The sequence below is a fragment of the Mycobacterium tuberculosis H37Rv genome (assembly GCF_000195955.2).
Lineage (GTDB): Bacteria > Actinomycetota > Actinomycetes > Mycobacteriales > Mycobacteriaceae > Mycobacterium > Mycobacterium tuberculosis.
In genome coordinates, this window is record NC_000962.3 from 596,725 (window position 1) to 616,839 (window position 20,115).

Sequence of the window (20,115 nt, forward strand, 5' to 3'; positions counted from 1 at the left end):
GTCACTAGGTCCGCGCGATGGGCGGAACACGAGGGTGAGGATGATTTCGGTTAGCGGCGCCGTGAAACGCATGTGGTTGCTGCTGGCCATCGTCGTGGTGGCCGTTGTCGGGGGGCTTGGTATCTATCGGCTGCACAGCATCTTCGGTGTTCACGAGCAACCCACTGTCATGGTCAAGCCTGATTTCGACGTCCCGCTGTTCAACCCCAAGCGGGTGACCTACGAAGTCTTTGGCCCCGCCAAGACCGCAAAGATCGCCTACCTGGACCCTGATGCCCGGGTGCATCGACTCGATAGCGTGTCCCTGCCGTGGTCCGTCACGGTCGAGACGACGCTGCCCGCGGTCAGCGTCAACCTCATGGCGCAGAGTAACGCCGACGTGATCAGCTGCCGGATCATCGTCAACGGCGCCGTTAAGGACGAAAGGTCTGAGACCTCGCCGCGAGCGCTAACCTCCTGCCAGGTGTCATCCGGATGAGCGAAAGACACGCCGCACTGACGTCACTGCCGCCCATTCTGCCGCGGCTGATCCGCCGGTTTGCGGTGGTGATCGTCCTGCTCTGGCTGGGCTTCACCGCCTTTGTCAATCTCGCCGTACCGCAACTGGAAGTGGTCGGAAAAGCACACTCGGTATCGATGAGCCCCAGCGACGCCGCATCGATTCAGGCGATCAAGCGCGTTGGTCAGGTGTTCGGTGAGTTTGATTCCGATAACGCGGTAACGATCGTGCTGGAAGGCGACCAGCCACTCGGTGGGGACGCGCACCGGTTCTATAGCGATCTGATGCGGAAGCTTTCCGCCGATACCCGCCATGTCGCGCACATCCAGGACTTCTGGGGGGATCCGCTGACAGCGGCGGGATCCCAAAGTGCGGATGATCGGGCCGCCTACGTCGTGGTGTACCTCGTCGGTAACAACGAAACCGAAGCGTATGACTCGGTCCACGCGGTGCGGCACATGGTGGACACCACACCGCCACCGCACGGGGTGAAGGCCTATGTCACCGGTCCGGCAGCACTCAATGCCGACCAGGCCGAGGCCGGAGACAAAAGTATCGCTAAGGTCACCGCGATCACGAGCATGGTGATCGCAGCAATGTTGCTAGTGATCTATCGCTCCGTAATTACCGCGGTTCTCGTCTTGATCATGGTCGGCATCGACCTCGGCGCAATCCGCGGATTCATCGCCTTGCTCGCCGACCACAACATTTTCAGCCTTTCAACATTTGCGACCAACCTGCTCGTTCTCATGGCGATTGCGGCGAGCACGGACTACGCGATATTCATGCTCGGCCGTTACCACGAATCGCGCTACGCCGGCGAGGATCGGGAAACGGCCTTCTACACGATGTTTCACGGGACCGCCCACGTGATCTTGGGTTCGGGTTTGACCATTGCCGGCGCCATGTATTGCCTCAGCTTTGCCCGGCTTCCGTATTTTGAAACGCTCGGCGCGCCCATTGCTATCGGCATGCTGGTCGCGGTCTTGGCGGCGCTCACGCTCGGCCCGGCCGTACTGACCGTGGGCAGCTTCTTCAAGCTGTTCGATCCCAAGCGGCGGATGAACACTCGGCGGTGGCGCCGGGTGGGAACGGCAATTGTGCGTTGGCCGGGGCCGGTGCTCGCGGCGACATGCTTGGTCGCCTCCATTGGCTTGCTGGCCTTGCCCAGTTACCGGACAACGTATGATCTGCGCAAGTTCATGCCCGCCAGCATGCCGTCCAATGTGGGGGATGCGGCGGCTGGTCGACGCTTTTCACGGGCTCGGCTGAACCCTGAGGTGCTGTTGATCGAGACTGACCACGATATGCGTAATCCGGTGGACATGCTGGTGTTGGACAAGGTAGCCAAAAATATCTACCACAGTCCCGGTATTGAACAAGTGAAAGCGATAACCCGGCCCTTGGGAACAACCATCAAGCACACTTCGATACCGTTCATCATCAGCATGCAGGGCGTGAATAGTAGCGAGCAAATGGAATTCATGAAGGACCGAATTGATGACATACTGGTGCAGGTGGCCGCGATGAATACCTCCATCGAGACGATGCATCGCATGTATGCACTCATGGGCGAGGTCATTGACAACACCGTCGACATGGATCATCTCACGCATGATATGTCGGACATAACGGCTACGCTAAGAGATCATCTCGCGGATTTCGAGGATTTCTTCCGGCCTATTCGCAGCTACTTCTACTGGGAAAAACATTGTTTCGACGTTCCGCTCTGCTGGTCGATAAGATCGATATTCGATATGTTTGACAGTGTGGACCAGCTGAGCGAAAAGCTCGAGTACCTGGTCAAGGATATGGATATTCTGATTACACTGTTGCCGCAGATGCGCGCGCAGATGCCGCCGATGATATCTGCGATGACGACGATGCGGGACATGATGCTTATCTGGCATGGCACGCTTGGCGCGTTCTATAAGCAACAGGAGAGGAATAACAAGGACCCCGGCGCGATGGGCCGGGTTTTTGACGCCGCCCAGATCGATGATTCGTTCTATCTGCCGCAGTCGGCTTTTGAGAATCCGGATTTCAAGCGGGGGCTGAAGATGTTTTTGTCTCCGGACGGCAAGGCAGCCCGCTTTGTCATTGCTCTGGAGGGAGATCCCGCAACGCCCGAGGGCATCTCTCGGGTCGAGCCGATCAAGCGGGAGGCTAGAGAGGCCATAAAGGGAACTCCATTGCAGGGCGCTGCGATCTATCTGGGTGGCACCGCGGCGACGTTCAAGGATATTCGAGAGGGCGCCAGATACGATCTGCTGATCGCCGGAGTGGCGGCGATAAGCTTGATTTTGATCATCATGATGATCATCACCCGAAGTGTGGTAGCCGCAGTGGTTATCGTGGGTACCGTCGTGCTTTCCATGGGCGCCTCTTTCGGGCTTTCCGTATTGGTCTGGCAGGACATTCTGGGTATCGAGTTGTACTGGATGGTGTTGGCGATGTCGGTGATCCTGCTCCTGGCGGTGGGATCCGACTACAATCTGCTGCTGATTTCCCGGTTGAAAGAGGAAATTGGGGCCGGATTGAACACCGGAATTATCCGTGCCATGGCTGGTACCGGGGGAGTGGTGACGGCTGCCGGCATGGTGTTCGCCGTTACCATGTCGTTGTTTGTGTTCAGCGATTTGCGAATTATTGGTCAGATCGGTACCACCATCGGCCTGGGCTTGCTGTTCGACACCCTCGTCGTGCGCTCGTTCATGACACCGTCCATTGCTGCGCTGCTGGGACGCTGGTTCTGGTGGCCGCTACGGGTGCGCCCGCGCCCGGCCAGTCAGATGCTTCGGCCGTTCGCGCCGCGCCGATTGGTTCGCGCCTTGTTGCTGCCGTCCGGCCAGCACCCGTCAGCGACTGGCGCCCATGAGTAGGCCCCAGGTGGAGCTTTTGACTCGCGCCGGGTGCGCGATCTGCGTGCGGGTAGCGGAGCAGCTGGCCGAACTGTCCAGCGAACTGGGCTTCGACATGATGACGATCGACGTCGATGTCGCGGCGTCGACGGGCAATCCAGGGCTGCGAGCTGAGTTTGGCGATCGGTTGCCGGTGGTCCTGCTGGACGGCCGCGAGCACAGCTACTGGGAGGTCGACGAGCACCGGCTGCGTGCGGATATAGCCCGCAGCACATTTGGTAGCCCACCTGATAAACGTCTACCGTAGACACCAGTTTTACTGGGGTAGTCGAGGGAGCTGGCCAGGTGGTGCTGCCGTGAGCGTGCTGCTCTTCGGGGTGTCGCATCGTAGCGCGCCGGTCGTCGTCCTTGAACAACTCAGTATCGACGAATCCGATCAAGTCAAGATCATCGACCGAGTGCTGGCTTCGCCGCTGGTGACCGAGGCGATGGTGCTGTCGACTTGCAACCGCGTCGAGGTCTACGCCGTAGTGGACGCGTTCCATGGCGGCCTGTCGGTGATCGGGCAGGTGCTTGCCGAACACTCCGGTATGTCGATGGGGGAGCTGACCAAGTACGCATATGTCCGCTACAGCGAGGCAGCAGTTGAGCACCTGTTCGCGGTTGCCAGCGGCCTGGACTCGGCGGTGATCGGCGAGCAGCAGGTGCTTGGTCAGGTGCGCCGCGCCTATGCCGTCGCCGAATCCAACCGCACGGTCGGCCGCGTGCTGCACGAATTGGCCCAGCGGGCGCTGTCGGTGGGCAAGCGAGTGCACTCCGAAACCGCCATTGACGCTGCCGGTGCCTCCGTGGTGTCGGTCGCCCTGGGAATGGCCGAGCGCAAATTGGGCTCGTTGGCGGGCACGACCGCGGTGGTGATCGGCGCCGGGGCGATGGGCGCGCTGTCGGCGGTACATCTGACCCGTGCCGGCGTCGGGCACATTCAGGTGCTCAACCGGTCGTTGTCCCGGGCGCAGCGGTTGGCCCGAAGGATCCGCGAATCTGGCGTGCCGGCCGAGGCGCTAGCGCTCGACCGCCTGGCTAATGTCCTGGCCGATGCCGACGTGGTGGTCAGCTGTACTGGGGCGGTGCGTCCGGTGGTGTCGCTGGCCGATGTGCATCATGCGCTGGCCGCCGCCCGCCGTGACGAGGCCACCCGTCCGTTGGTGATATGCGACTTGGGCATGCCGCGTGACGTCGATCCTGCGGTGGCCAGATTACCGTGTGTGTGGGTCGTGGACGTGGATAGCGTGCAACATGAACCCTCGGCACATGCCGCGGCTGCCGACGTTGAGGCCGCCCGCCACATCGTCGCCGCCGAAGTTGCCAGCTATCTGGTGGGGCAGCGGATGGCCGAGGTCACCCCAACCGTGACGGCGTTGCGCCAGCGAGCCGCCGAAGTGGTCGAAGCGGAATTGCTGCGCCTGGACAACCGGCTGCCCGGCCTGCAGAGTGTCCAGCGCGAGGAGGTGGCCCGCACCGTACGGCGAGTCGTGGACAAGCTGTTGCACGCGCCTACCGTGCGGATCAAGCAGCTCGCCAGTGCGCCCGGCGGTGACAGCTACGCCGAGGCGCTGCGCGAACTCTTCGAGCTTGACCAGACCGCCGTCGATGCCGTCGCCACTGCAGGTGAATTACCGGTGGTGCCAAGCGGATTCGACGCTGAAAGTCGCCGCGGTGGAGGCGACATGCAAAGCAGCCCGAAGCGATCGCCGAGTAACTGATTGGCGCACGTGATCCGGATAGGTACCCGGGGCAGCTTGCTGGCCACCACTCAGGCCGCCACTGTCAGAGACGCCCTCATCGCTGGTGGCCACTCCGCGGAGTTGGTGACCATCAGCACCGAGGGTGACCGATCCATGGCGCCGATCGCCAGTCTCGGGGTTGGCGTCTTCACCACGGCGTTGCGCGAGGCGATGGAGGCAGGCCTCGTCGATGCGGCGGTGCATTCGTACAAGGATTTGCCGACTGCCGCCGATCCAAGGTTCACGGTTGCGGCGATACCGCCGCGCAATGACCCCCGCGACGCGGTGGTAGCCCGTGACGGGCTGACGCTGGGGGAATTGCCGGTCGGATCGTTGGTGGGCACATCCTCGCCGCGGCGGGCCGCACAGCTTAGAGCATTGGGTCTCGGTTTGGAAATCCGCCCCCTACGAGGCAACCTAGATACCAGGTTGAACAAGGTAAGTAGCGGCGATCTTGACGCCATCGTGGTGGCCCGGGCTGGTCTGGCGCGGCTGGGCCGCCTCGATGACGTGACCGAGACGTTAGAGCCGGTGCAGATGTTGCCCGCGCCGGCTCAGGGCGCGCTCGCGGTCGAATGCCGCGCCGGCGACAGCCGGTTGGTGGCAGTGCTGGCGGAGTTGGATGACGCCGACACGCGTGCGGCGGTCACCGCCGAGCGAGCCCTGCTTGCCGACCTGGAGGCAGGTTGCTCCGCACCGGTGGGAGCGATCGCAGAAGTGGTCGAGTCCATCGATGAGGACGGCCGTGTCTTCGAGGAGCTGTCGCTGCGCGGGTGCGTGGCGGCGCTGGACGGATCCGACGTGATCCGCGCGTCCGGCATCGGCAGTTGCGGTCGGGCACGGGAGCTGGGGCTCTCGGTCGCCGCGGAGCTGTTCGAGCTGGGCGCCCGGGAGCTGATGTGGGGAGTGCGGCATTAGCCCGCATGAAGAAGTGACTGGGAGTGACAATCATGACGCGAGGGCGTAAGCCGAGACCGGGCCGCATCGTTTTCGTGGGCTCCGGTCCGGGCGACCCCGGCTTGCTTACGACACGGGCTGCCGCGGTGCTGGCCAACGCCGCGCTGGTGTTCACCGATCCCGACGTACCGGAGCCGGTGGTGGCGCTGATCGGCACGGATCTGCCCCCCGTGTCCGGCCCGGCGCCCGCCGAGCCGGTTGCCGGGAACGGCGATGCGGCCGGCGGAGGAAGTGCGCAGGAACACGGCCGGGCCGCGTCCGCGGTAGTCTCCGGTGGTCCTGACATCCGCCCGGCGCTGGGCGATCCCGCCGATGTGGCCAAGACGCTGACCGCCGAGGCCCGTTCGGGTGTCGACGTGGTGCGGCTGGTGGCGGGCGATCCGCTCACGGTGGATGCGGTAATCAGCGAGGTGAACGCCGTCGCACGCACCCACCTGCACATCGAAATCGTGCCCGGCCTGGCCGCCAGCAGCGCGGTCCCGACCTATGCCGGGTTGCCGCTGGGTTCGTCGCACACCGTCGCCGACGTGCGTATCGACCCCGAAAACACCGACTGGGACGCGCTGGCTGCCGCACCCGGGCCGCTGATCCTGCAGGCCACCGCATCGCATCTAGCCGAATCGGCCCGCAGCCTGATCGATCACCAGCTGGCCGAGTCCACTCCGTGCGTGGTGACCGCACACGGCACCACCTGTCAGCAGCGTTCGGTCGAGACCACACTTCAGGGATTGACCGACCCGGCCGTCCTGGGCGCTACCGACCCCGCGTGCTCCGCAAACGGGAGGGACTCCCAGGCCGGACCGCTGATAGTGACCATCGGCAAGACGGTGACCAGTCGGGCAAAGCTGAACTGGTGGGAGAGCCGCGCCCTCTACGGCTGGACGGTGTTGGTGCCGCGCACCAAGGACCAGGCCGGCGAGATGAGCGAGCGGCTCACGTCGTACGGCGCGCTGCCGGTGGAGGTGCCGACCATCGCCGTCGAGCCGCCGCGCAGCCCCGCGCAGATGGAGCGCGCCGTCAAGGGCCTGGTCGATGGCCGATTCCAGTGGATCGTGTTCACCTCCACCAACGCGGTGCGTGCGGTGTGGGAGAAGTTCGGCGAGTTCGGTCTGGATGCCCGCGCGTTCTCCGGGGTGAAGATCGCCTGTGTCGGCGAGTCGACGGCCGACCGGGTGCGCGCCTTCGGAATCAGTCCCGAGCTGGTGCCCTCCGGGGAGCAGTCCTCGCTTGGCTTGCTAGACGACTTCCCGCCCTACGACAGCGTTTTCGACCCGGTGAACCGGGTTTTGCTGCCGCGCGCCGACATCGCCACCGAAACGCTGGCCGAGGGACTGCGAGAGCGTGGCTGGGAGATCGAGGACGTCACCGCCTACCGGACCGTGCGGGCCGCGCCGCCGCCGGCCACTACCCGGGAAATGATCAAGACGGGCGGGTTTGACGCGGTATGTTTCACCTCCAGCTCGACGGTGCGAAACCTGGTCGGCATCGCCGGCAAGCCGCACGCGCGGACGATCATCGCCTGCATAGGGCCAAAGACCGCCGAGACCGCAGCCGAGTTCGGCTTGCGGGTCGATGTCCAGCCGGACACCGCCGCCATCGGCCCGCTGGTCGATGCGCTGGCCGAGCATGCCGCCCGGTTGCGCGCTGAGGGTGCGCTGCCCCCGCCGCGCAAGAAGAGCCGCAGGCGCTAGTGGCCCACCCTCGTCAGGTGAGCGTGCGTGTCTGTACACCGACACGCCGACCGAGCTGGCATTTTGCGTACGCTCGCGGCTACGAATGAGCATGAGTTCCTATCCGCGGCAGCGACCGCGCCGGCTCCGCTCCACCGTCGCGATGCGCCGTCTGGTTGCGCAAACCTCGTTGGAGCCAAGGCATTTGGTGCTGCCGATGTTCGTTGCCGACGGCATTGACGAGCCGCGGCCGATTACCTCCATGCCGGGCGTGGTACAGCACACCCGGGATTCGCTACGTAGGGCCGCGGCAGCCGCGGTGGCCGCCGGCGTGGGTGGGCTGATGCTTTTCGGCGTGCCGCGCGACCAGGACAAGGACGGTGTCGGTTCGGCGGGCATCGACCCCGACGGGATCCTCAACGTCGCCCTTCGCGATCTGGCCAAGGACCTGGGTGAGGCCACGGTGTTGATGGCCGACACCTGTCTGGACGAGTTCACCGACCACGGGCACTGCGGTGTGCTCGATGACCGGGGCCGGGTCGATAACGACGCCACCGTGGCCCGCTATGTGGAACTGGCTGTGGCGCAAGCGGAATCGGGCGCCCACGTGGTCGGACCCAGTGGGATGATGGATGGCCAGGTAGCCGCGATCCGGGACGGTTTGGACGCCGCCGGCTACATCGATGTGGTGATCTTGGCCTACGCCGCGAAGTTTGCTTCGGCGTTCTACGGCCCGTTCCGCGAGGCGGTGAGCTCTAGCCTGTCCGGGGATCGGCGCACCTACCAGCAGGAGCCGGGCAACGCCGCCGAGGCGCTGCGTGAGATCGAGCTCGATCTCGACGAAGGCGCCGACATTGTGATGGTCAAACCCGCGATGGGCTACCTCGATGTGGTGGCGGCCGCGGCGGACGTCTCGCCGGTCCCGGTGGCCGCCTATCAGGTCTCGGGAGAGTACGCGATGATTCGTGCGGCGGCGGCCAATAATTGGATCGATGAGCGTGCCGCGGTGCTAGAGTCGCTGACCGGTATCCGGCGTGCCGGCGCCGACATCGTGCTCACCTACTGGGCGGTAGACGCGGCGGGCTGGCTTACGTGACGGAGGCCTGACATGACACCAACCGGGGATACCAAGCCCAAGTTGTTGTTCTACGAACCCGGCGCGAGCTGGTACTGGGTGCTGACTGGTCCGCTTGCGGCGGTGTCGGTGCTCCTCCTCGAGATATCCAGCGGCGCCGGGGTTGGGTTGATAACGCCGGCGATCTTTCTGGTGATGGTGTCGGCGTTCGTGGCATTGCAGGTGAAGGCGGCGCGGATTCACACGTCGGTCGAGCTGACGCATGATGCCTTGCGCCAAGGCACCGAGACCATCAGGCTGGCCGAAATCGTCAAAATCTATCCGGAGGCAGACGGCCGCGAGACGTCCGGGGAAGAGCCGGCAAAGTGGCAGTCGGCGCGGACCCTGGGCGAGCTCGTCGGCGTACCGCGCGGCCGGGTGGGAATCGGGCTGAAGCTGACCGGAGGCCGCACCGCCCAGGCCTGGGCGCGTCGTCATCAACAGCTGCGGGCGGCGCTGACTCCGCTGGTTCAGGAGCGGCTCGGGCCCGTGGATTCTGATGTCGCCGACGTCAACGGTGACGACGCCGGGCCAGCGCGGTGATCGCCCGCTACCGGGCCGGGGCCGAACTGTTCCTGGCTTGTGCCGCGCTTGCCGGATCTGCGGCGAGCTGGTCGCGGACCCGCTCCACCGTGGCCGTCGCGCCCGTCATCGACGGCCAGCCGGTCACCCTGTCGGTGGTCTATCACCCGCAACCGTTGGTGCTGACCCTGCTGCTGGCGACGATCGCCGGCGTGTTGTCGGTGGTGGGGACGGCCAGGTTGCGGCGCGCGCGAGCTGGCTTGAACGCACATCCGGACGGCTTGAACCAGCGTCCGCCCGGCGGTTGGTGTCATTGAGCCGTTTGCGTGGATCACTTCCGCTGCTGCTTGATCGGGCCCTGGTCTGTGTCGGCAGCGGCTGGTAGTATCGAAAGTATGTTCGATCAGGTGCGGGGGCGCATGCCTTCACCGGAGGCGATCGCTCATTTTGATGAGCGGTTTGAATGCCATGCTCCGCGGACCACGAGGGTGTCGGCGGCGTTCATCGATCGGATCTGCTCGGCGACTCGGGCCGAAAACCGGGCCGCTGCGGCGCAGTTGGTGGCGTTGGGGGAGTTGTTCGCCTATCGGTGGTCGCGTTGCGGGGGCCGCGAGGAGTGGGTGATGGACACCATGGCGGCGGTGGCCGCCGAGGTGGCGGCGGCGTTGCGGATCAGTCAGGGTCTGGCGGCCAGCCGGTTGCGGTATGCGCGGGCGATGCGTGAGCGGCTGCCTAAGACGGCTGAGGTGTTTAGCGCCGGCGACATCGGCTATCTGATGTTTGCCACGATTGTGTATCGCACCGACTTGATCGTTGACCCTGATGTTTTGGCGGCGGTGGATGCGCAGTTGGCCGCCAATGTGGCGCGTTGGCCCTCGATGACCAAGGCCCGCCTGGCTGGGCAGGTCGATAAGATCGTGGCGCGTGCCGATGCCGATGCGGTGCGGCGGCGCAAGGAGTATCAGGCCCAGCGCCAGTTCTGGGTCGGGGAAAGCCAAGACGGTGTGTGCCAGATCGGTGGCAGCCTGTTGGCCGTCGACGCACACGCCCTCGATGCGCGGTTGAGCGCGTTGGCGGGCACCGTGTGTGAGCACGATCCGCGCAGCCGTGAGCAGCGCCGCGCGGACGCGTTGGGGGCGTTGGCGGGCGGGGCCGATCGGCTGGGCTGTGGCTGTGGGCGCGCTGATTGTGCGGCCGGGAAGCGGCCTGCGGCCCCGCCGGTGGTGATTCACCTGATCGCCGAGGCGGCCACGATCAATGGCACGGGCTCGGCGCCGGCATCGCAGATGAACGCCGACGGGCTGATCACCGCCGAACTGGTGGCCGAGCTGGCCAAGACGGCCACGCTGGTGCCGCTGGTTCATCCCGGCGATGCGCCGCCCGAGCCGGGGTATGCGCCGTCGAAAGCGCTCGCCGATTTCGTTCGCTGCCGGGATCTGACGTGTCGCTGGCCCGGCTGTGATGAGCCCGCCACCAATTGCGACCTGGATCATACGATCCCGTATGCCGCTGGTGGGCCCACCCATGCGTCGAACCTGAAATGTTACTGCCGTACCCATCACCTGGTGAAAACGTTTTGGGGATGGCGTGATCAACAGCTACCCGACGGCACCCTGATTTTGACCTCCCCGTCCGGGCATACCTATGTCAGCACCCCGGGCAGTGCGCTGCTGTTCCCCAGCTTGTGCCACTTCAGCGGCGGCATCCCGGCACCGGAAGCCGACCCACCCTACGACCATTGCGACCAGCGCACAGCGATGATGCCCAAACGCCGGCGCACCCGCGCCCAAGACCGGGCCTATCGCATCGCCACCGAACGTCGACAAAACCACGCCGCCCGCCAGCGCGCCCAGGTGCTCACCCAGACCGCCGCGGCCACCGACACCCACGGCCCACCACCGGATCACAACGACGACCCACCGCCGTTTTAGGCTGACCTGCTGATTAGCGGTAGCACCAGCTGACGGCGGCGGTCGATGGCGTCAGCCAGGTCGTGGAGCGCTTTATGCACCGAGCGCGCCATCGGGAACATGGATTCATGCTCGCCCTGGTCACAGCGGCCACCTAGCTGTTCGACTACTGCGGGGCTCGCGACTAATGCCCACTGGACGCCGGCGGCTCGGCAGTCCTCATCGAGGATGCACAAGAGCGAGATGCCGGCCCCACTGAAGTGACTCAACTCGCTCAGGTCGAGCACCATCGGATTTGTTCCGAGGCTGAAACGCCGGACGTGCTCGCTGATCTGCTCGACATTGGCGGCGTCGATCTCGCCTCGGATGGTCACCACTGTCGCCAGGTGATGCAGGTAGGCCCGAATCTGAGCGCCACCGTAGTCAACGGCGGCATTTCCGGGCCGCGTCGTGACGCTGCAAGCCGATTTTGACGTCGGGATCGTGGTAGTCATCAATAGCCTCGTTCTCCGTCGCGTTGCGGGCCGACCGATCGCCGGCTAAAGCTGCCTTTAACCAAACCCGCAAAATCTAAGGGGAGCGAAAGCCGCCTCTAACTCTTTGCTAAGAAGCGATTTTCGGGGTGCTCCCGGCGACCCACGCCGTCGCGGCCATGGCGCTGTTAGGCTGCGATGGCTGCCGGTTGCTAGTCGGGGGCTGATGATATGGCCGGTGGTATGGATCAGCCGCCCGGTCAGCCTAGAAGGCGGACCAGACAGCAGAGTTCAGACGGAAAGAACGGCGTGCGCGCTGCAGAGATCACCGGAGAAATTAGGGCCCTGACAGGATTGCGCATCGTCGCGGCGGTGTGGGTAGTGCTGTTTCACTTCCGACCGATGTTGGGTGATGCGTCACCGGGCTTCCGCGACGCCCTCGCGCCGGTGCTCGACTGCGGCGCGCAGGGTGTAGACCTCTTCTTCATCCTCAGTGGGTTCGTGCTGACCTGGAACTACCTCGACCGCATGGGCCGGTCGTGGTCGGTCCGTGCCAACCTGCACTTCTTGTGGCTGCGGCTGGCCAGGGTGTGGCCGGTGTACCTGGTCACCTTGCACCTGGCCGCCGTGTGGGTCATCTTTACGCTGCACGTCGGTCACGTGCCGTCTCCGGAGGCAGGCCAGCTGACCGCGATCAGCTATGTGCGCCAGATCCTGCTGGTGCAGCTGTGGTTTCAGCCGTATTTCGATGGATCCAGTTGGGATGGACCGGCCTGGTCGATCAGTGCGGAATGGTTGGCCTACTTGCTGTTCGGTCTGCTCATTCTGGTCATCTTCCGGATGAAGCACGCCACCAGGGCGCGGGGCCTGATGTGGCTGGCCTTCGCGGCGTCGTTGCCGCCCGTGGTGCTGCTGTTGGCCAGCGGCCAGTTCTATACGCCATGGAGCTGGCTGCCCCGAATCGTGACGCAATTCGCCGCGGGAGCGCTGGCGTGTGCCGCCGTCCGCAGGTTGCGGCCGACCGATCGCGCTCGCCGCATCGCCGGGTACCTTTCCGTGCTGGTCGGCGTCGCGATTGTCGGCATCCTCTACCTGTTGCACGCGCATCCGCTCGCCGGGGTCGAGGACAGCGGCGGGGTGGTCGACGTGCTGTTCGTTCCGCTGGTGATCAGCCTGGCGATTGGCGTCGGCAGCCTGCCGGCGTTGCTGTCGACGCGGTTGATGGTTTTTGGCGGGCAGATCTCGTTTTGCCTCTACATGGTGCACGAGCTGGTGCATACCGCCTGGGGATGGGCCGTGCAACAATACGAGCTTGCGCTGCAGGATCAGCCGTGGAAATGGAACGTCGTCGGTCTGCTCGCGATCGCCCTGGGGGCTGCGATCTTGCTGTATCACTTCGTCGAAGAACCGGGCCGCCGATGGATGCGCCGGATGGTCGACGTCAAAGCCGCGAGTGCGAGAAGCGAGCCCGGGGAGCCGGTAGGCAGCACGCGTTATCAAATCGACGATGCGCTGGAAGGGGTTTCGGCCCGCGCGGTGTGACGGTTGAGTGGGGCTGCAGCGGGTCGACGCGAGTTCACATCGGTTTCCTCGTACGATTCCCTTTATTTGGACGCGGCGCACGACCCGTTCAACTTTGAGCCGAGTCCAGTGGAGCCATCAGTGGAGTCAGTGTGAGTCGCCCGGGTACATACGTCATTGGTCTCACTCTCCTGGTCGGCCTGGTCGTCGGCAATCCAGGGTGCCCGCGGTCCTACCGCCCACTGACCCTGGATTACCGGCTTAACCCGGTCGCGGTGATTGGCGACTCCTATACCACCGGCACCGATGAGGGCGGTCTGGGCTCGAAATCATGGACCGCTCGCACCTGGCAGATGCTCGCTGCACGTGGCGTGCGGATCGCAGCCGACGTGGCCGCCGAGGGCCGGGCCGGCTACGGGGTGCCCGGCGACCACGGCAACGTGTTTGAGGATCTGACCGCCAGGGCCGTCCAGCCCGACGATGCACTGGTGGTGTTCTTTGGCTCCCGCAACGACCAAGGCATGGATCCTGAGGATCCCGAGATGCTGGCCGAAAAGGTCCGCGACACTTTCGATCTAGCGCGCCACCGCGCACCATCCGCGAGCTTGCTGGTGATCGCACCGCCGTGGCCTACCGCCGACGTACCTGGCCCAATGCTGCGGATTCGCGACGTGCTGGGCGCTCAGGCGCGGGCCGCAGGAGCAGTGTTTGTCGACCCGATCGCCGACCACTGGTTTGTCGACAGGCCCGAGCTGATCGGCGCGGATGGCGTGCATCCCAACGATGCGGGACATGAGTATCTGGCGGACAAGATCGCGCCGCTGATCAGCATGGAGTTGGTTGGATGAGTTGGGAGTCACGAGCCACGCAAAGGGTTTAGCGTGACGACGGTCGACGTGCTAGTCCTCTGCGTGCCGTTCGTAATCCCAACGCTCAAGGCGCGCCTGCAACTGCAGGAGACCAAGTCCGGCGAGTGGCGCCGCGGCGGTGAGGAAGGCCAGCAGCATCGGACTCATCTCAGAACCTCCAAAACCATTTCATTCGTACCACGTTCGTCGTCGAGGGGTGGTTCTTTCGCGAAACATGTCCGTCCGAATTCAGCTGTCCTCAGCCACCGCCACGCTGCGCCACGTCAGCTAGGACGCCATCCAAGCCAGTTCGCCGGGCAACTGTTCGCGCCAGTACGACGCGTCGTGTCCTCCGGGCGAGAAGCTGCCGGCAGGCGGTTGGTGCAGTTGGTTGACGAATTGGCGAGTGGCGAAGTAGAAGCGGTCGCTGGTGCCGCAATCCACCCGTAGCGGGATTGAGTTCAGCGCGGGCAGGCCCAACACGCTGTGTTGCACATAGTCGTCGTAGCTGTCGAACGCCCCGGGTGTGCTGCCGGTGAACGACGTGAACAATGCCGGGCTGATGGCACAGATCCCCGCGGTTCTGGCCGGACCCAACCGGGCACCCAGGAGCAGCGCGCCGTATCCCCCCATCGACCACCCCAGGAATCCCACCCGGGAGGTGTCCATACCCATCGAGGTCAGCATCGGCAGCAGCTCGTCGAGCACCATCGCACCCGAGTCCCCGCCGGAAGAGCGACGGTGCCAGTAGGTGTTGCCGCCGTCGACGCCGACCACCGCGAACGCTGGCTTGCCCTCCTTGACCAGGCGGGCCAACCCCTGCTCGACGCCGAGATCCAGCATCATGCCGGCGTTGCCGTCCTTGCCATGCAGTGCGATCACTGGCCGCAGCTGCCCGCTCTGGCCGGGCGGCATGGAGATCACCCAGTTGGTCTTGATGCCTCCGCGAGCCGCCGAGATGAACGAGCCGGAGATCCTGGTCGGCAAGCTGCTGCCCGCCGTCGGGGGCTCGAACGGCGCCGGGGCCGCCTGCGGCTCAAGTGGGTCCACCAGGGCGCCGAAGGCCCACACGCCGGCGGCTCCCGCGCCGGCGCCGGCACCCCAACGGAGCAGGGCACGGCGGGTCAGGTCTGCCATGGGCGTCATGATGCCGCGCCGATCGGTGTTGCCCGCACAGCCACGCCGTAGCACCGGCCAATCGTGACACCGGTAACGGCTGGCGAGTCGCCGTAGTGGGGGCCCGGCTGCGCAGCAGTGACGGCATGAAGAACTTTCGCAAAACTGGAAACGGCTGGTACCGGAAGTCGGTATTCTTTGCGCGGCAGCTGCGTGTCAATGATGACCGAGCGGTAGCCCGGTCGTCCCTGGTGTATGGGAGGGTGTTCGATCACCTGCCTCAACATCTCCGAAGTGCCGAACGAGACCAACCGTAAGAAGAACCGTCAGGCCGGACTCGACCGCAGTATCCGGGTGATTCATGGCAGCTTCGACGACATTCCCGAGCCGGACAGCGGCTATGACGTCGTCTGGTCACAAGATGCGATCCTGCACGCGCCCGACCGCCGAAAGGTGCTCGAGGAGGCATTCCGGGTGTTGCGGCCCGGCGGCGAACTGATCTTCACCGATCCGATGCAGGCCGACGATGTTCCCGACGGTGTGCTGCAGCCGGTCTACGACCGGCTCAACCTGCGTGACCTTGGCTCGATGCGCTTCTATGCGTGAAGCCGCACAGGCACTCGGTTTCGAGGTGCTCGACCAAAGAGACCTGGTTCGCAATCTGCGGACGCACTACAGCCGAGTGTTCGAGGAACTCGAAGCCCGGCGTCTCGAACTCGAGGGGAAGTCCTCCCAGGAGTACCTCGACAAGATGCGGGTAGGCCTGAAGAACTGGGTCGAGGCCGCCGACAACGGTCACTCTCGCGTGGGGCATCCAACATTTCCGAGAACCCGCCTGACTCCGATATGCCAGCTGCCCACGGCCGCGATCGACTCGACGGCTGGTCGTCGCCGGTATCGTTGACCCCACGGACTGCGTGACAGCCGGGGGCACGGAGTTGCCCGGCGGCGCCAGTACTGCCCCCGACGGACCGGAAGGCAGGTGCCATAGCTACCACTTCAGGACTGCGCCCAGGACTGTCGCAGCGTCAGCTCAACATGATCGCTATCGGCGGCGTCATCGGTGCTGGCTTGTTCGTCGGGTCTGGTGTGGTTATCCGTGCGACCGGTCCGGCGGCATTCCTGACCTATGCGCTGTGCGGCGCACTGATCGTTCTGGTGATGCGCATGCTGGGCGAGATGGCCGCCGCCAATCCGTCGACTGGAGCGTTCGCCGACTACGCGGCAAAAGCCCTGGGCGGCTGGGCGGGATTCTCGGTTGGCTGGCTGTACTGGTACTTCTGGGTAATCGTCGTGGGGTTCGAGGCGGTTGCCGGCGGGAAGGTTCTAACCTACTGGATCGATGCGCCGCTGTGGTTGGCGTCGCTGTGTCTGATGATGATGATGACCGCGACGAACTTGGTCTCGGTGTCATCCTTCGGTGAGTTCGAGTTCTGGTTCGCCGGAGTCAAGGTTGCCACCATCGTCGGCTTCCTGGTCCTTGGCACCGCTTTCGCCTTCGGGCTGCTGCCGGGCCATGGCATGGATTTCAGCAACCTCAGCGCGCACGGTGGCTTCTTTCCCGACGGGGTAGGTGCCGTCTTCGCTGCCATCGTGGTCGCGATCTTCTCCATGACTGGCACGGAAGTAGTCACCATCGCCGCGGCTGAAGCGCCGGACCCTCAACGAGCGGTCCAACGCGCGATGAGCACGGTGGTGGCACGCATCGTGATCTTCTTCGTCGGCTCGGTCTTCCTGCTCACGGTGATCCTGCCGTGGAACTCGTTGGAGCTTGGCGCCTCCCCGTACGTTGCCGCGCTGCGGCACATGGGTATTGGGGGTGCTGATCAGATCATGAATGCCGTCGTGCTTACCGCGGTGCTGTCCTGCTTGAACTCGGGCCTGTATACCGCGTCGCGGATGCTGTTCGTGCTCGCCGCCCGGCAGGAGGCGCCGGCCCAGCTGGTCAAAGTCAACCGGCGTGGAGTCCCCACCTTCGCGATCATGGGATCGTCCGTGGTGGGATTCCTGTGCGTGATCATGGCATGGGTCTCACCCGCAACGGTATTCGTTTTCCTGCTCAACTCGTCGGGCGCTGTGATTTTGTTCGTCTACCTGCTTATCGCGCTGTCGCAGATCGTGTTGCGTCGCCAGACATCTGGCCAAAATCTGGGGGTACGGATGTGGCTTTTCCCGGGGCTGTCGATCGTCACGGTGACCGGAATTGTCGCCGTGCTGGCGCGGATGGCGTTCGACTACGCCGCGCGCAGCCAGCTCTGGCTCAGCCTGCTGTCCTGGGCAGTGGTCGTTGGGTGTTATTTGGTCACCACATTGGTGCGACGTCCCCTTAATCGGCCTTGGTGAGCAGTACGGCCTCGTCGAACGGCAGTCTGGCAAAGACCGGCCGCCATCGGCTGCTGACATACGGCGCCGCCTCGGCCTTGGTGAGCCGCCGCGGGTTGGCGACACCAAAGGTTTTGCCGTAGCGGCGCATCCGGCCACCGCCGGCCGCGGTGATGTTCTTCAGCCAGTCGCGGTTCGGACCGTAGGTGAGCAAAATCGCCACGCCCGCCCGGCCGTCGACGTCCGCGCTGAACACGTTCAACGGGGTACGGTACGGCTTGCCCGAGCGGCGGCCCACGTGCTCAAGAATCGCGAACGCCGGGAGCCAGCCGGCCCATAGCCGCTGAATGGGGTTGGTGACATATCGATTGAACCGAGCCAGCCACTGCGGTAGTTGCATGCCCACCATCCAACTCGTGGACCGGCCGCGGCATCAAGCAAACCTCTGGTGGCTGCGGCAAACTCTTACACCCTGTAGTTGAGCGACCTGGGCAGGCTGGAACACTAGTCGTCATGGGCAGCACGGAACAGGCCACCTCGCGGGTAAGGGGAGCCGCGCGCACATCGGCGCAGCTGTTCGAGGCCGCATGCAGCGTCATACCCGGCGGAGTGAACTCCCCGGTGCGGGCGTTCACGGCGGTGGGCGGCACCCCGCGCTTCATTACCGAAGCCCACGGCTGCTGGTTGATTGACGCCGACGGCAACCGCTACGTAGACCTGGTCTGCTCATGGGGCCCGATGATCCTCGGTCACGCGCATCCGGCCGTCGTCGAGGCAGTGGCCAAGGCCGCAGCCCGCGGCCTGTCCTTCGGGGCCCCGACTCCCGCCGAAACCCAACTAGCCGGCGAGATCATCGGCCGGGTAGCTCCCGTCGAGCGGATACGGCTGGTGAACTCCGGCACCGAGGCCACTATGAGCGCCGTGCGGCTGGCCCGCGGATTCACCGGCCGGGCCAAGATCGTCAAGTTCTCCGGCTGCTACCACGGACACGTCGACGCATTGCTCGCCGACGCGGGTTCGGGAGTGGCCACCCTGGGCTTATGTGACGACCCCCAGCGCCCGGCTTCGCCGCGCTCGCAATCGTCACGGGGCCTGCCGTCCTCCCCCGGGGTCACTGGCGCCGCGGCAGCCGACACGATCGTGTTGCCCTACAACGACATCGATGCCGTACAGCAGACCTTCGCCCGGTTCGGCGAGCAGATCGCCGCCGTAATCACCGAGGCCAGCCCCGGCAACATGGGAGTCGTCCCGCCCGGGCCCGGCTTCAACGCGGCGCTGCGCGCGATCACCGCCGAGCACGGCGCCCTGCTCATCCTCGACGAGGTGATGACCGGGTTCCGGGTCAGCCGAAGTGGTTGGTACGGAATCGATCCGGTGCCCGCTGACCTGTTCGCCTTCGGCAAGGTGATGAGCGGCGGGATGCCCGCCGCCGCGTTCGGCGGGCGCGCCGAGGTGATGCAGCGGCTGGCGCCGCTGGGGCCGGTGTATCAGGCCGGCACGTTGTCGGGTAACCCGGTGGCGGTTGCCGCCGGGCTGGCAACGCTGCGGGCCGCCGACGACGCGGTCTACACCGCATTGGACGCCAACGCTGACCGCCTGGCCGGCCTGCTCTCCGAGGCACTGACGGATGCCGTTGTGCCACACCAGATTTCGCGGGCAGGCAATATGCTCAGTGTGTTCTTCGGCGAAACACCGGTGACCGACTTCGCGTCCGCGCGGGCCAGCCAGACCTGGCGTTATCCAGCGTTCTTTCATGCCATGCTGGACGCCGGTGTCTACCCGCCGTGCAGTGCCTTCGAGGCATGGTTCGTCTCGGCCGCTTTGGACGACGCGGCGTTCGGCCGGATCGCCAACGCGCTGCCCGCCGCGGCCCGAGCGGCGGCCCAGGAAAGGCCCGCCTGATGCCCGAGGAAACCCAAGTCCACGTGGTGCGCCACGGTGAGGTGCACAACCCTACCGGCATCCTGTACGGGCGGCTGCCCGGATTCCACCTGTCCGCAACCGGCGCGGCGCAGGCCGCCGCCGTCGCCGACGCGCTGGCCGACCGCGACATCGTCGCGGTAATCGCATCGCCCTTGCAGCGTGCCCAGGAGACCGCCGCGCCCATCGCCGCCCGGCATGACCTTGCGGTGGAGACAGACCCGGATCTGATCGAATCGGCCAACTTCTTCGAGGGCCGCCGCGTCGGCCCCGGTGACGGGGCATGGCGCGACCCGCGGGTGTGGTGGCAGCTGCGTAACCCGTTCACCCCGTCGTGGGGTGAGCCTTACGTGGATATCGCTGCCCGAATGACGACCGCGGTGGACAAGGCACGTGTCCGCGGCGCCGGCCATGAGGTGGTGTGCGTCAGCCATCAGCTGCCGGTGTGGACGCTGCGGCTGTATCTGACCGGTAAGCGCCTCTGGCACGATCCGCGCCGTCGGGACTGCGCACTGGCCTCGGTGACGTCGTTGATCTACGACGGCGACCGCCTGGTTGACGTGGTGTATTCGCAGCCGGCGGCGCTTTGACCGCGCCG

18 protein-coding genes and 1 other annotated feature (1 of these 19 only partly in view) are annotated in these 20,115 nt (G+C 65.2%); of the genes, 15 read left to right on the top strand and 3 right to left on the bottom strand.

Annotation, left to right across the window (positions count from 1 at the left end):
• The first annotated feature begins 34 nt into the window (after positions 1 to 34).
• The 10 genes from mmpS2 (at position 35) to Rv0515 (ending at position 11,338) form a co-directional block, all read left to right on the top strand.
• Positions 35 to 478, top strand: coding sequence for a membrane protein MmpS2 (gene mmpS2 / locus Rv0506; RefSeq protein NP_215020.1), 444 nt, complete (start codon positions 35 to 37; stop codon positions 476 to 478).
• Positions 475 to 3,381, top strand: a complete 2,907-nt coding sequence (mmpL2, locus tag Rv0507) for a transmembrane transport protein MmpL2 (RefSeq protein NP_215021.1) — start codon at positions 475 to 477, stop codon at positions 3,379 to 3,381. Before mmpS2 ends, mmpL2 begins: the two co-directional genes overlap by 4 nt.
• Positions 3,374 to 3,667, top strand: a complete 294-nt coding sequence (locus Rv0508) for a hypothetical protein (protein NP_215022.1) — start codon at positions 3,374 to 3,376, stop codon at positions 3,665 to 3,667. Before mmpL2 ends, Rv0508 begins: the two co-directional genes overlap by 8 nt.
• Before the next feature lie 49 nt (positions 3,668 to 3,716).
• Complete coding sequence (hemA, locus tag Rv0509; protein NP_215023.1) at positions 3,717 to 5,123, top strand: glutamyl-tRNA reductase; 1,407 nt, start codon at positions 3,717 to 3,719, stop codon at positions 5,121 to 5,123.
• Between the two features lie 9 nt (positions 5,124 to 5,132).
• A complete protein-coding gene (hemC, locus tag Rv0510) occupies positions 5,133 to 6,062 on the top strand; it encodes a porphobilinogen deaminase (protein NP_215024.1) in 930 nt (309 codons plus the stop codon).
• 32 nt (positions 6,063 to 6,094) lie between these two features.
• Positions 6,095 to 7,792 (top strand): uroporphyrin-III C-methyltransferase, encoded by a 1,698-nt coding sequence (hemD, locus tag Rv0511; protein ID YP_177733.1) that lies wholly within the window; start codon positions 6,095 to 6,097, stop codon positions 7,790 to 7,792.
• 85 nt (positions 7,793 to 7,877) lie between these two features.
• Complete coding sequence (gene hemB, locus Rv0512) at positions 7,878 to 8,867, top strand: delta-aminolevulinic acid dehydratase (protein ID NP_215026.1); 990 nt, start codon at positions 7,878 to 7,880, stop codon at positions 8,865 to 8,867.
• Between the two features lie 12 nt (positions 8,868 to 8,879).
• Complete coding sequence (locus tag Rv0513; protein ID NP_215027.1) at positions 8,880 to 9,428, top strand: transmembrane protein; 549 nt, start codon at positions 8,880 to 8,882, stop codon at positions 9,426 to 9,428.
• Positions 9,425 to 9,724, top strand: a complete 300-nt coding sequence (locus tag Rv0514; protein NP_215028.1) for a transmembrane protein — start codon at positions 9,425 to 9,427, stop codon at positions 9,722 to 9,724. Before Rv0513 ends, Rv0514 begins: the two co-directional genes overlap by 4 nt.
• Before the next feature lie 102 nt (positions 9,725 to 9,826).
• Entirely contained in the window at positions 9,827 to 11,338 is a 1,512-nt protein-coding gene (locus Rv0515) for a hypothetical protein (RefSeq protein NP_215029.1), read from the top strand.
• Here the strand turns inward: Rv0515 and Rv0516c are convergent.
• The gene (locus Rv0516c; protein ID NP_215030.1) at positions 11,335 to 11,811 is read right to left on the bottom strand and encodes an anti-anti-sigma factor; all 477 of its coding nucleotides are present in this window, start codon (positions 11,809 to 11,811) and stop codon (positions 11,335 to 11,337) included. The genes Rv0515 and Rv0516c overlap by 4 nt on opposite strands.
• Before the next feature lie 210 nt (positions 11,812 to 12,021).
• Between Rv0516c and Rv0517 the strand changes: the two genes are divergently transcribed.
• Together Rv0517 and Rv0518 are read left to right on the top strand one after the other, a co-directional pair.
• Entirely contained in the window at positions 12,022 to 13,332 is a 1,311-nt protein-coding gene (locus tag Rv0517) for an acyltransferase (protein ID NP_215031.1), read from the top strand.
• A gap of 131 nt (positions 13,333 to 13,463) precedes the next feature.
• On the top strand, positions 13,464 to 14,159 hold the full coding sequence (locus Rv0518; protein ID NP_215032.1) for a hypothetical protein: 696 nt from the start codon (positions 13,464 to 13,466) through the stop codon (positions 14,157 to 14,159).
• 288 nt (positions 14,160 to 14,447) lie between these two features.
• On the opposite strand, the gene Rv0519c is transcribed toward Rv0518, so the two are convergent.
• The gene (locus Rv0519c) at positions 14,448 to 15,350 is read right to left on the bottom strand and encodes a membrane protein (RefSeq protein ID NP_215033.1); all 903 of its coding nucleotides are present in this window, start codon (positions 15,348 to 15,350) and stop codon (positions 14,448 to 14,450) included.
• A 963-nt stretch (positions 15,351 to 16,313) separates the two neighbouring features.
• Between Rv0519c and gabP the strand changes: the two genes are divergently transcribed.
• On the top strand, positions 16,314 to 17,618 hold the full coding sequence (gene gabP / locus Rv0522) for a GABA permease GabP (protein ID YP_177734.1): 1,305 nt from the start codon (positions 16,314 to 16,316) through the stop codon (positions 17,616 to 17,618).
• Here gabP and Rv0523c read toward each other — a convergent pair.
• Positions 17,602 to 17,997, bottom strand: coding sequence for a hypothetical protein (locus Rv0523c; RefSeq protein NP_215037.1), 396 nt, complete (start codon positions 17,995 to 17,997; stop codon positions 17,602 to 17,604). The genes gabP and Rv0523c overlap by 17 nt on opposite strands.
• 113 nt (positions 17,998 to 18,110) lie before the next feature.
• Here Rv0523c and hemL point away from each other — a divergent pair, with 113 nt between their 5' ends.
• Both hemL and Rv0525 read left to right on the top strand, forming a co-directional pair.
• The gene (gene hemL, locus Rv0524; RefSeq protein NP_215038.1) at positions 18,111 to 19,499 is read left to right on the top strand and encodes a glutamate-1-semialdehyde 2,1-aminomutase; all 1,389 of its coding nucleotides are present in this window, start codon (positions 18,111 to 18,113) and stop codon (positions 19,497 to 19,499) included.
• Positions 19,499 to 20,107 carry a hypothetical protein gene (locus Rv0525; RefSeq protein NP_215039.1) on the top strand — a complete coding sequence of 203 codons (609 nt, stop codon included), beginning with the start codon at positions 19,499 to 19,501 and terminating at the stop codon, positions 20,105 to 20,107. The genes hemL and Rv0525 overlap by 1 nt, the downstream gene beginning before the upstream one ends.
• Positions 20,104 to 20,115, top strand: a repeat region (51 bp Mycobacterial Interspersed Repetitive Unit,Class II) (it continues 39 nt past the right edge of the window). (Overlaps the previous gene by 4 nt.)